Source organism: Comamonas sp. MYb69 (genome assembly GCF_037479315.1).
Taxonomy (GTDB): Bacteria; Pseudomonadota; Gammaproteobacteria; order Burkholderiales; family Burkholderiaceae_C; genus Comamonas.
The window spans coordinates 26527-39063 of record NZ_JBBGZG010000011.1; the positions used below are offsets into that span (position 1 = coordinate 26527).

6 protein-coding genes are annotated in these 12537 nt (G+C 64.9%); all 6 read left to right on the top strand.

Translation table 11 applies throughout. From position 1 onward, the window contains the following. The first annotated feature begins 122 nt into the window (after nucleotides 1-122). The gene (locus WH303_RS15700) at nucleotides 123-1781 is read left to right on the top strand and encodes an MFS transporter (RefSeq protein ID WP_339519665.1); all 1659 of its coding nucleotides are present in this window, start codon (nucleotides 123-125) and stop codon (nucleotides 1779-1781) included. A 302-nt stretch (nucleotides 1782-2083) separates the two neighbouring features. Next, complete coding sequence (locus WH303_RS15705; RefSeq protein WP_027010383.1) at nucleotides 2084-3061, top strand: porin; 978 nt, start codon at nucleotides 2084-2086, stop codon at nucleotides 3059-3061. A 318-nt stretch (nucleotides 3062-3379) separates the two neighbouring features. Continuing rightward, on the top strand, nucleotides 3380-9340 hold the full coding sequence (gene uvrA, locus WH303_RS15710; protein WP_339519667.1) for an excinuclease ABC subunit UvrA: 5961 nt from the start codon (nucleotides 3380-3382) through the stop codon (nucleotides 9338-9340). Nucleotides 9341-9613: 273 nt separating this feature from the next. Continuing rightward, a complete protein-coding gene (locus WH303_RS15715) occupies nucleotides 9614-10312 on the top strand; it encodes a response regulator (protein WP_312988752.1) in 699 nt (232 codons plus the stop codon). 5 nt (nucleotides 10313-10317) lie between these two features. Next, complete coding sequence (locus WH303_RS15720) at nucleotides 10318-11853, top strand: sensor histidine kinase (RefSeq protein ID WP_339519670.1); 1536 nt, start codon at nucleotides 10318-10320, stop codon at nucleotides 11851-11853. A gap of 198 nt (nucleotides 11854-12051) precedes the next feature. Continuing rightward, complete coding sequence (locus WH303_RS15725) at nucleotides 12052-12534, top strand: tripartite tricarboxylate transporter TctB family protein (RefSeq protein ID WP_021027529.1); 483 nt, start codon at nucleotides 12052-12054, stop codon at nucleotides 12532-12534. Nucleotides 12535-12537 lie beyond the last annotated feature (3 nt).

A 12537-nucleotide genomic window follows, 5' to 3' on the forward strand; every position in this document is an offset into this window, starting at 1 on the left:
CAGCGAATTGTCAGCAGATTGCAAGCTTGTGTTGGAAAACCGTCAGACTAGGGTCAGCGCTTGCTTGAAGAATGCAGTGTCCGCCAAACAAAAGAGCGGCAACACTACAAGGAGACAACAGCATGGCAACCAGTGCAGCAGCACGGCCGATGACCAAGGAGGAGCGCAAGGTCATCTTCGCCTCGTCACTCGGCACCGTTTTTGAGTGGTACGACTTCTATCTCTACGGCTCGCTGGCGGCCATCATCGCCAAACAGTTCTTCTCCGGACTGGACCCAACCTCCGCCTTCATCTTTGCGTTGCTGGCCTTTGCGGCCGGCTTTATCGTGCGCCCCTTTGGCGCGCTGGTGTTCGGCCGCCTGGGCGACATGATCGGGCGCAAGTACACTTTCCTGGTCACCATCTTGCTGATGGGCGCATCGACCTTCATCGTCGGTATCTTGCCCAACTACGCCAGCATCGGCGTGGCAGCGCCCATCATCTTGATCGTGCTGCGCATGCTGCAAGGTCTGGCCTTGGGTGGTGAATACGGTGGTGCGGCAACGTACGTTGCCGAGCATGCGCCGCACGGCAAGCGTGGTGCCTACACCTCCTGGATCCAGACCACGGCGACCCTGGGCTTGTTCCTGTCCCTGCTGGTGATTCTGGGCACGCGTACCGTGATGGGCGAGCCCGCCTTCAATGACTGGGGCTGGCGCATTCCGTTCCTAGTGTCGATTCTGCTGCTGGGTGTGTCGGTGTGGATCCGTATGACCTTGTCCGAATCGCCTGCGTTCCAGCGCATGAAGGCCGAAGGCAAGACCTCCAAGGCCCCGCTGCGCGAGTCGTTTGGCCAGTGGAAGAACCTGAAGATCGTGATTCTGGCGCTGATCGGCCTGACCGCCGGCCAGGCCGTGGTCTGGTACACCGGCCAGTTCTATGCGCTGTTCTTCCTGACCCAACAGCTCAAGGTCGATGCTGTCAGTGCCAATCTGATGATTGCGGTGGCCCTGCTGATCGCAACGCCGTTCTTCGTGATCTTTGGTGCGCTGTCCGACAAGATCGGCCGCAAGCCCATCATCATGGCGGGCTGCCTGCTGGCGGTGCTGACCTACTTCCCCGTGTTCAAGATGCTGACCGAGGCGGCCAACCCTGATCTGGCAGCGGCGCAAGCCAAGAACAAGGTGGTGGTCGTGGCCAATCCGGCCGAGTGCTCCTTCCAGTTCAACCCGACGGGCACCTCCAAGTTCACCAGCTCCTGCGACGTGGCCAAGCAACTGCTGGCGGCCAATTCGGTGAGCTATGAAACCGAGGCCGCACCTGCCGGCACGACGGCGGTCATCAAGATCGGCAACGACACCATCCCCAGCTATGCCGCTGCGGGCCTGAGTGGCGACGATCTGAAGGCCAAGGATGGTGCGTTCAAGAAGGCAGTGGCCGAAACCCTGGCCAAGGACGGCTACCCAGCCAAGGCCGACCCCGCCAAGACGAACAAGGTCTTGACCGTGGTGCTGCTGACCTACCTGGTGCTGCTGGTGACCATGGTCTACGGGCCGATTGCCGCGATGCTGGTGGAAATGTTCCCGACCCGCATCCGCTACACCTCCATGTCGCTGCCCTACCACATCGGCAATGGCTGGTTCGGTGGTCTGCTGCCGACGACGGCCTTCGCGATCGTCGCCCAGACCGGCAATATGTACAACGGCCTCTGGTACCCGATCATCATCGCCGGCATCACCTTCGTGATCGGAACCTTGTTTGTGCGTGAAACCAAGGATGTGGATATCTACGCGAACGACTGAACCTCAGCACTGCGAGCTGGCCGCGGGTATGCGGATGACCTGATACCCGTGGCCTTCACCTCCCAACAGCACCTTCGGGTGCTGTTTTTTTCTGCGCGGTTTGGTATCTCATGGTTAATACCAGGGTGTGTCACATAAGTGTGGTAGCGATGCGTCACTCTCGCAAAAACTGCAAGATATTCAGCGCGTTTTTCGGGGACTGCCGCCTAGAATTAACATTATGTGACGGGCTGAAACCTGCCCTGTGCGGACCCCAACAGCACCGTCCAACCATTTTTAATGACTACATCCCCGAGGACACTATGCGTTCACTGAATCGTTTGATGATTGCCACCTTGGCCATTGCTGGCTCTACCGCTGCACTGGCTCAAAGCAGCGTGCAGGTTTATGGCCGTGTGAACACCTCGGTGGAACGCCAAAAGGTGGGCGATGTGTCCACCACCGGCCTGTTCAACAACGCATCGCGTATCGGTTTCCGTGGCACGGAAGACCTGGGTGGCGGCCTGAAGGCTGGCTTCGTGCTGGAATCGGGTTTCAACTCGGATGACGGCTCGGGCACCGGTTCCGCTGGTGGTCTGACCTTCCGCCGCCAAAGCGAAGTGAACCTAGCTGGCAACTTCGGTATGCTGCGTCTGGGTACCTTCACCGCTGAGTCCTACTACGCAGTGGCTGACTACGGCGTGCTGGACCAGCCTAACCACGACACCGGTTCGCTGTCGGATGCGCTGTACAGCTACGTGATGCGCGACTCCAACAAGATCGCCTACCGCACCCCCGTGTTCCTGGGCGGCCTGACCATTGAAGGCGCTGCTTCGTTCCACGAAAAGGCTGCTGGCACCAACGACAAGAACGGCTACGACCTGGCTGCCAACTGGGAAAGCGGTCCTCTGGCCCTGGGTGCAGGCTTCACCAAGGTCGGTGGCGACAAGCAACTGGGCCTGCGCGCGCACTACACCATCAACGCCTTCCAACTGGGCGCTTACTACCAACGCTCTGACGAAGAGCTGCGCGGCAAGCGCAATGCAGCGCGCGTGACCGGTATGTACACCATGGGCGCTTCCGAGTTTGTCGCTGGCTTCGGCTGGGCTGGCAAGTGGGACGACGTCAGCAACAGCGGCGCACGCCAGCTGATCCTGGGCTACAACTACAACCTGAGCAAGCGCTCCAAGCTGTACGCTGGCTACACCAAGGTCGACAACAAGGCCAACGCCAGCTACGCCACCGGTATCTCCGGCGCCGACTTCAGCACCTTCGCTGCTGGTATCCGCCACAACTTCTAAGCAAGCCTTGGGCGCCCAGCGCGCCCCTGCTTCCCCACCCGCCTTCGAGAGATGGCGGGTTTTTTTTATGCCGCCCAAGCCTGTGGCCCGGATACATCGCCATTTGCTAATATCTGTAAATATGTACAGTGTTTTGCAGGGCTTTGCCGCGCGCTGATTCAGCCGAGGAATGAACTCCCTAGAATGGTTGCTCACGATCATTTTGCCCCCACGCAGTCGTGTCGGCCTTCCGAGTTTGGGCATCCCTGGCACTGCGCATGGGGGCTTGCTTATCCGGCGGCTGGACTGCGCCAACGAATTACTGGATAGCTCATCGGTATGTCTCAGGAAAACATTCGCATCCGTGGTGCACGTCAGCACAACCTCAAGAATCTGGATCTGGATATCCGCACCGGGGAGTTGACGGTGGTGACCGGGCCCAGCGGTTCGGGCAAGTCCAGCCTGGTGTTCGATACCTTGTATGCTGAGGGGCAGCGCCGCTACGTTGAAACCTTCAGCGCCTATGCGCGCCAGTTCCTCGACCGCATGGACAAGCCGGCCGTGGACAAGGTCGAAGGCGTGCCGCCCGCGATTGCGATTGACCAGACCAACCCGGTGCGCAGCTCGCGCTCGACGGTGGGCACGATGACCGAGCTCAACGACCACCTGAAGCTGCTGGTGGCACGCGCCGGCCATCTGTTTGATCAGCAGACCGCCTTGCCGGTGCAGCATGACACGCCCGAGAGCATTTACGAGCAGCTGCTGCAGCGCAGCCAGGCGGATGACCCGCGTATCGTGATCACCTTTCCGGTCGAGCTGCCGGCCAACACCAGCGCCGAGCAGGTCGAGCAGTGGCTGTCGGCCAGCGGCTTTACCAAGGTGCAGGCCGAGCGCGAGGTCGATGTGGTGCGCCATGCCGCTGCCGTGGACAGCAGCAAGAAAAAGCCCAAGGCCGGCAAGCAGGCTGCGGCAGAAGCGCCCCAGCGTGTCAAGCTGCTCGATGTGGTGGCGGATCGCTTTCGCCTCAGCAAGGCCGAGAAGGCGCGCGTGATCGAGGCCATCGAGGTGGCCCTGAAGCGCGGCAGCGGCCAGATGACGGTGTATGCCATCGCCGAGGCCGATGCGGACGGCAACACCGCCGAGCCCGCGCTGTGGAAGTTCTCTGCCGGTCTGCACTGCCCGGAAAGCGGCCTGCGCTACCGCGAGCCGACGCCGTCGATGTTCTCGTTCAACTCGGCCGTGGGCGCCTGCGATGCCTGCCGGGGCTTTGGCCGGGTCATTGGCGTGGACTGGGGCCTGGTGATCCCCAACGACAAGCTGACCTTGCGCACCGGCGTGATCAAGCCGATCCAGACGCCGGCCTGGAAAGAGATCCAGGACGATCTGATGCGCCATGCCGAGGCGCAGGGCATTCCCCGCGATACCGCCTGGGCCAAGCTGACCGAGGCGCAGAAGGACTGGGTCATCCATGGCGAAGAGGGCTACAAGGACGGCAACTGGAGCCGCCAGTGGTATGGCATCCGCCGCTATTTCGAGTACCTGGAAACCAAGTCCTACAAGATGCATATCCGCGTCTTGCTGTCCAAGTACCGCAGCTACACGCCTTGTCCGGTCTGTGGCGGTGCACGCCTCAAGACCGAGAGCCTGCTGTGGCGCGTGGGATCGAAGGCCGACGCCGATGCGGCCCTGCCGCCGGCCCAGCGCTTCATGCCGCGCGGTGTGGCCTGGAGCCGCGAGCAGCTCGAGGCCTTGCCAGGCCTGAGCTTGCACGACCTGATGCTGCTGCCGATTGTGCGGCTGCGCCAGTTCTTTGCCAGCATGGATATCCGCCGCAGCAACGATGGCGACGCGCAGGCGCTGCGCCTGCTGCATGAAGAAATCAGCAACCGCCTGCTCTACCTCTGCGATGTCGGCATTGGTTACCTGACCCTGGACCGCCAGAGCCGCACCTTGAGTGGTGGCGAGGTGCAGCGCATCAACCTGACCACGGCGCTGGGCACCTCGCTGGTCAACACCTTGTTCGTGCTGGATGAGCCCTCGATCGGCCTGCACCCGCGCGATATGGAGCGCATCACCGTCGCGATGAAGCGGCTGCGTGATGCCGGCAACACCCTGGTGGTGGTGGAGCACGACCCGGCGGTGATGTTTGCCGCCGACCGCATGATCGACATGGGCCCAGGCCCGGGCGAGAAGGGGGGCCAGATTGTGTTTGATGGCAGCCCTCTTGAACTGCGCCATGCCGATACCTTGACTGGCGCCTATCTGGGCGGCCGCAAGCAGGTGGGCATGGGCGCCAAGCGCATGGTGACCGAGAGCACGCCACGGCTGATTCTGGAAGGCGCGACCGAGCACAACCTGCAGAACGTGTCGGTGGATTTTCCGCTCCAGCGCATGGTGGTGGTCACCGGCGTGTCGGGCTCGGGCAAGTCCACCTTGATCCAGGACGTGCTGGCACCCGCTTTGATGCGCCATTTTGGCAAGCCCACCGAGCTGGCTGGCGCGCACCAGCGCCTGCTGGGGGCCGACCATCTGTCCGACATCGTCTTTGTCGACCAGTCACCGATTGGCAAGACGGCGCGCTCCAACCCGGTCAGCTATGTGGGCGCCTGGGATGCGGTGCGCGAGCTGTTTGCGACTGCGCCGCTGTCGCTGCAGCGCGGCTATACCGCCGGCAAGTTCAGCTTCAACAGCGGCGATGGCCGCTGCCCGACCTGCGGCGGCTCGGGCTTTGAGCATGTGGAGATGCAGTTCCTCTCCGACGTCTACCTGCGCTGCCCCGATTGCGACGGCAAGCGCTACCGCGCCGAGATTCTGGAAGTGCGCATCGAGCGCGATGGCCGCTTGATGAACGTTGCCGATGTGCTGGAGCTGACCGTCAGCGAGGCGGCTGCGCTGTTCGCTAAGGACCGCGAGGTGATCCGTGCGCTGCAGCCCATCGTCGATGTGGGGCTGGAATATGTGAAGCTCGGCCAGCCGGTGCCGACCTTGTCGGGTGGCGAGGCCCAGCGCCTCAAGCTCGCCGGCTTTCTGGCCGAGGCCGCCAAGAGCGCCTCCAAATCCAAGCAAACGCTGGCGCGCAAGGGCACCTTGTTCCTGTTTGACGAGCCCACTACCGGCCTGCATTTTGAAGACATTGCCAAGCTGATGCGCGCACTGCGCAAGCTGCTCGAAGCCGGCCATTCGCTGATCGTCATCGAGCACAACTTGGATGTGATCCGTGCCAGCGACTGGTTGATCGACCTGGGCCCCGATGCTGGCGAAGACGGTGGCAAGGTGGTGGAAGAGGGTACGCCCGAGGAGGTGCGCAAGTCCGGCCGTTCCTACACCGCACAGGCGCTGCGTGATTACGAGCTGGCCATGCTGGGTGAGCGCGGCGACGGCCAGCCCCACGAGGTGCGCGAGCAGCGGCCAGCCTATGCGCTGGCGCCTGCAGCGCAAGCTGCGGCGCTGCCCGGGCCGGGCAACAGCATCCAGATCATCAATGCCAAGGAGCACAACCTGAAGAACCTGAGCGTGGACATTCCGCGCGGCAAGTTCAATGTCGTCACCGGCGTATCGGGCTCGGGCAAATCGACCCTGGCGTTTGACATCCTGTTCAACGAAGGCCAGCGCCGCTACCTGGAGTCGCTCAACGCCTATGCGCGCTCCATCGTGCAACCGGCGGGCCGCCCCGAGGTCGATGCGGTCTACGGCATCCCGCCCACGGTAGCGATCGAGCAGCGCCTCTCGCGCGGCGGGCGCAAATCCACGGTGGGCACCACGACCGAGGTCTGGCATTTTCTGCGCCTGCTCTACGTGAAGCTGGGCGTGCAGCACTGCACCAAGGACGGTGCAGCGGTGCAGCCGCAAACCCCCGAGAGCATTGCCGCGCAGCTGATGACGCAGTACCGGGGCCAGCTCATTGGCTTGATGGCCCCGTTGGTGGTCGCCCGCAAGGGCGTGTACACCGAATTGGCGGACTGGGCGCGGCCGCGTGGCTACACCCATCTGCGCGTCGATGGCCAGTTCCTGCCGACCACCGGCTTTCCGCGCCTGGACCGCTTCAAGGAGCACACGGTCGAGCTGCCAGTGGCCAGCATCGAGATCCGGCCCGAGAACGAGGCCCTGCTGCGCGACAAGCTCGCCACGGCGCTGGAGCTGGGCAAGGGCGTGCTGCATGTGCTCTCGGCCATCGGCACCCTGGAAGCGGCGATGCAGGCGGGCAGCGACACGGCGGCCATTGGCCAGCTGCAGGTGTTCTCCACCAAGCGCGCCTGCCCGGTCTGCGCCACCAGCTATGCCGAGCTGGACCCGCGTTTGTTCTCCTACAACAGCAAGCATGGCTGGTGCCCCGACTGCGTGGGCACCGGCGTCAAGCTGACCAAGGACCAGCGCAAGGTCTATGACGACTCGGTGATGGGCCAGGACAACCGGGGCCGCGAGCAGAGCTTTGAAGAGCCCGAGGCCGAGGACGTGGGTGAAACCACCTGCCCGACCTGCCAGGGCACGCGCCTCAATGCCACCGCCCGCGCGGTGCTGTTCCACGGCCAGTCGATCTCGTCGATCGCCCGCCTGTCGGTCACCGATGTGCGGCTCTGGATCGAGGGCCTGGTGCTGTCGGGCCGCGAAAGCGATATCGCCCGCGACCTGGTGCCCGAGATCCACAGCCGCCTGGCCTTTCTGGAAGAGGTCGGCCTGGGCTATCTGACCTTGGACCGGGGCGCGCCCACCTTGTCGGGCGGCGAGGCGCAGCGCATTCGCCTGGCCGCGCAGCTGGGCAGCAATCTGCAAGGCGTCTGCTATGTGCTCGACGAGCCCACGATTGGCCTGCATGCGCGCGACAACCATATCCTGCTCAATGCGCTGCACAAGCTGGGGGCCAAGGGAAATACGCTGGTGGTGGTGGAGCATGACGAGGACACGATCCGCCGCGCCGACCATGTGATCGACATCGGCCCCAGCGCCGGCAAGCGCGGCGGCCGCCTGGTGGCCCAGGGCACGACGCAGGATGTGATGGATGCGGCCGATTCGCAGACCGGCCGCTACCTGCTGCATGCGATGCGCCACCCCTTCCAGCCGCGCCGCCTGGTGCATGGCGTGGCCGATGCGGTGGCCGCGCCGGTCGAAGACGCCAAGCCCGTCGCCAAAAAGCGCACCAAGAAGCAGATCGCTGCCGACGCCGCTGCCGCCTTGGCCGCCGACAGCGCCCAGGCCAATGCCGCGCTGGCCGCGCCGGCCCGTGCCGATGCAATGGCGCCGCTGCACTGGCTGTCGGTGCTGGGTGCCCACCTGCACAACCTGCAGAACGTGGATGTGCGCGTACCGCTCAAGCGCCTGGTGGCCGTGACGGGGGTGTCGGGCTCGGGCAAATCCACGTTGGCGCGCGATGTGCTTCTCACCAATGTGGCCGCCTGGGTCGGCCAGCGCGCCACCAAGGCCGGGCGTGACGACATGGATGCCGGCAAGGCCCCGGCGCTCTTGGGCTGCAAGGGCCTGCAGGGCTTTGAGGGCATCGACCGGGTGCTGGAAGTGGACCAGACGCCGATTGGCAAGACGCCGCGCTCCTGCCCGGCGACCTATATCGGCTTCTGGGACACGATCCGCAAGCTGTTTGCCGAAACGCTGGAGGCCAAGGCGCGCGGCTATGCGGCCGGGCGTTTCTCCTTCAACACCGGCGAAGGCCGCTGCCCGGCCTGCGAGGGCCAGGGCATGCGCACCATCGAGATGAGTTTTCTGCCCGATGTGAAAGTGCCTTGCGAGGTCTGCCATGGCGCCCGCTTCAGCCCCGAAACGCTGGCGGTCACCTGGCGCGGCAAAAGCATTGGCGAGGTGCTGCAGATGGAGGTCGACGAGGCGGTGCTGTTCTTTGCCAGCATGCCCAGCATCGCCCATCCGCTGCAGCTGCTGCAGGATGTGGGCCTGGGCTACCTGACCCTGGGCCAGCCGTCGCCCACCTTGTCGGGTGGCGAGGCGCAGCGCATCAAGCTGGTGACCGAGCTGACCAAGGTGCGCGATGACATCACGCGCCGGGGCAACAAGGCGCCCCACACCTTGTATGTGCTCGACGAGCCCACCGTGGGCCTGCACATGGCCGATGTGGACAAGCTGATCCATGTGCTGCACCGCCTGGTCGATGCCGGCCACAGCGTGGTGGTGATCGAGCATGACCTGGATGTGATTGCCGAGGCCGACTGGGTGATCGACCTGGGCCCCGAGGGCGGCAATGCTGGTGGCCGCATTGTGGCCACCGGTTCGCCCGAGGACCTGGTGCAGGCGGGCACGCATACCGGCAAGGCGCTGGCGCCAGTGCTGGCGCGTTGACTGCGGCGTGACGGCAGGGCGTTTGCTGACAGCGCGCCCTGCCAGGCCTGGGCACAATCGCAGAACCATCTGCAAGGAGCCCTTGATGCATATTGACCCCCGGCACCCGGAAGCCCCGCCTGTCAAAGACCCCGCCCCGCTGCAACCGCCACCAGTGCCCACGCCCGGCATTCCATCGCCCATCCAGGAGTAGTGATCAAGGGGCGCTGGATACCGCTGCCCAGCGGCGTATGATCGCGGTTTTCTGAGCCCCCTGAATTCTGGCGAGCAAGCATGCGCATATTGCTGATTGAAGACGAGCTGGAGATGGCCGCCTGGCTGGTGCGCGCCCTCAAGCAATCGAACATCGAAGCGGTGCATGCCGCGCATGCGGCGATGGCCACGCGCCTGCTGCCCGATGGCCGCTTTGATGTGGTGGTGCTCGATTTGCAGCTGCCCGACCAGCATGGCTTTGACTGGCTGTCGGCCATGCGCGGCCAGGGCCGGCGTGAGCCGGTGCTGGTGCTGACTGCGCAAGGAGCGGTGCAGGACCGGGTTGAAGGCCTGCACCGGGGGGCCGATGACTACCTGACCAAGCCTTTCGATGTGGCCGAGCTGGAGGCGCGCCTGGCGGCGCTGCACCGGCGCAGCCAGGGCCGGGTGCAGGCCATGCAGCAATGCGGCTCGCTGCGCTACGACAGCAACCACCGTACCTTCTGGCTGGCCGAGCAGATGCTGGCGCTGACCCCGCGTGAGCATGCGGCGCTGGAGGCGCTGATGGCGCGCACCGGCGCGCCGGTGGGCAAGTCCAAGCTGACGGCCAAGGTCTTCCCGCAGGACAGCAGTGTCAGCCCCGATGCCATCGAGCAGGTGCTGCACCGGGTGCGGCGCAAGCTGGCCGGCGGCGATGTGCACATCGTGACCGTGCGCGGCCTGGGCTATATGCTCGAAACCCTGGCGCCCAAGGGCCCGGGCCATACGCTCTCCTCCTGACCACCATGCGCTGGCGTCTGCGCTCTTCCAAAGGCTTGCGTCTGCGCCTGCTGTGGGTGCTGGTTCCCGTGCTGATGGGCCTGCTGGTGCTCGACAGCTGGCGCGACAGCGTCAGCCTGGCACGCGAGTTGGAGCGCGCCTATGACCAGAGCCTGCTGGAGCCGGCCCAGGCGCTGTCGGACAACCTGCGCTGGGACAGCGAAGGCCAACTGAGCCTGGACGAGCCGCTGCACATCATCTCGATGTTCGAGGTGCTGAGCAGCCGGCGCAAGTTTTTGCGCGTGCAGCTGCAGACCCCCGATGGCACGCAGCAGCGCCTGCTGCTGGGCGCCGCGCAGTTCCCCGAGCCCGCGCACGACCCGGCTGACCCCAGCCGCCCTTTTCGCGCCGCAGAGGATGGCACGCGCGTGTCCTATGCCGCCGAGGTAGAGCACCAGCCGGTGCGGGTGCTGGCGCTGCTGCGGGTGCTGCATGACCAGACGGGCCAGGAGTGGCGCGTGCTGATCCAGACCGCGCAGACCAGCGCCGGCATTGAGCGCACGGTGCGCAGCCTGATGTGGGACAGCCTGCTGCGCGATGGCCGCACCTTGCTGGTCCTGGTGTTGGTGGTGTGGCTGGGTGTGGCCTGGGGCCTGCGGCCGCTCCAGGCCTTGCGCCGGGCCGTGCAGCAGCGCCGCAGCGATGACCTGCAGCCGCTGGCCACCGAGGCCGTGCCCGGCGAGGTGCGGCCCCTGGTCGATGCGATGAACCTGCACCTGGCGCAGCAGCGCGATGCGCTGGCCCAGCAACGCCAGTTTCTGGCCGATGCCTCGCACCAGCTGCGCACGCCGCTGGCCATTCTGAGCACGCAGGCCGCCTATGCGCTGCGCGAGACCGATCCCGAGGCGGTGCAGGCCAGCTTGCGCAGCATGCTCCAGCAGCTGCAGCGCGGCCGCCGCGTGTCCGAGCAACTGCTGGCGCTGGCCCATGCCAGCCAGCCTGCCGCGCAGCTGGCGCGGGAGGGCGAGGTCTGCGACGCCAATGCGGTGGCGCGCGAGGTGGTGCTGGCCTACCTGCCGCTGGCGCTGGACAAGCAGCAGGACCTGGGCTGGATCGATGTGCGCGGCCAGGATTTTGAGGGCGATGCCGAGGGCGAGGCCGACCCGGGCGCCGCGATGGCCGCAGCAGTGCAGGCCCCCGCCACCGCCGTCTATGAGCTGCTGGCCAACCTGGTGCACAACGCGATTGCCTACACGCCAGCCCAGGGCCGCATCAATGTCTCGGTGCAGCGTGACGGGGCCTGGGTGCAGATCCGCGTGCAGGACAACGGCCCCGGCATTGCACCTGAGGACCGCGAGCGTGCCTTTGCGCGCTTTAGCCGCTTGCAGCCTGATGCCGCACTGGGGCCAGACGGATCGGGCCTGGGCCTGGCCATTGCCCGGGCCTATGTGCAGCGCTTCCACGGCGAGCTGCTGCTGGACGATGGCGAGGCCCGCGATGGCGTTGCCGGCCGGGGGCTGAGCGCCCTGGTGCGCCTGCCCGTGGCCCGCGATCGCGCCTGAGCGCACTGTCCTTTGCGGGACTGTTTTCGCTAAGTAGATTTACGTATTTTGCGGCGCCATCCGACATTTGGCAGCTGTTTGGCAGCTTCGTTTTCTAGACTTTCCGCGCAAGTTGTAAGAAAAGGAGACGAGCATGAGTCAATACAGGTCCACCCTTGCGGGTGTGCAGGGGCGCCGGGCGCCCGCCAAGGAGCGGCCATGAGCGCCGGCGGCAAGAGCTACAACAAGGATTACTACGGCGGCGCGCTGATGATCCTGCTCGGTGGCAGCGCGGCCTACGCGGCGCAAAGCTACAACATCGGCTCGCTGGCCCACATGGGGCCTGGCTACTTTCCGTTTGCGGTCGGCATTCTGCTGGCGCTGACGGGCGTGCTGATCGCGCTGAACGCCAAGAAAAAAGGCCCCGGCGACGAGGCGGCGCTGGTGGGACACAAGCATGAGATTCCCGATTTCCGGGGCGCCGCTTGCATCATCTTGGGCACCATTGCCTTTTACTTCTGTGGCGAATACCTGGGCCTGCTGCCAGCGACCTTTGCCATCGTCTTCATCTGCGCGTTGGGTGACCGCAGCAACAGCGTGATGGCCTGCTTTGTGCTGGCCATGTCGATGATGATTGTCGCCGTGGTGATTTTCTGGTGGGCGCTGCAGGTGCAGATGCCGCTGGTCAGGTGGGGGATGTAAGCC

Coding starts and splice junctions, on each gene's coding strand:
- WH303_RS15700 (WP_339519665.1), top strand. CDS start 123: ATGGCAACCAGTGCAGCAGCACGGCCGATGACCAAGGAGGAGCGCAAG.
- WH303_RS15705 (WP_027010383.1), top strand. CDS start 2,084: ATGCGTTCACTGAATCGTTTGATGATTGCCACCTTGGCCATTGCTGGC.
- uvrA (WP_339519667.1), top strand. CDS start 3,380: ATGTCTCAGGAAAACATTCGCATCCGTGGTGCACGTCAGCACAACCTC.
- WH303_RS15715 (WP_312988752.1), top strand. CDS start 9,614: ATGCGCATATTGCTGATTGAAGACGAGCTGGAGATGGCCGCCTGGCTG.
- WH303_RS15720 (WP_339519670.1), top strand. CDS start 10,318: ATGCGCTGGCGTCTGCGCTCTTCCAAAGGCTTGCGTCTGCGCCTGCTG.
- WH303_RS15725 (WP_021027529.1), top strand. CDS start 12,052: ATGAGCGCCGGCGGCAAGAGCTACAACAAGGATTACTACGGCGGCGCG.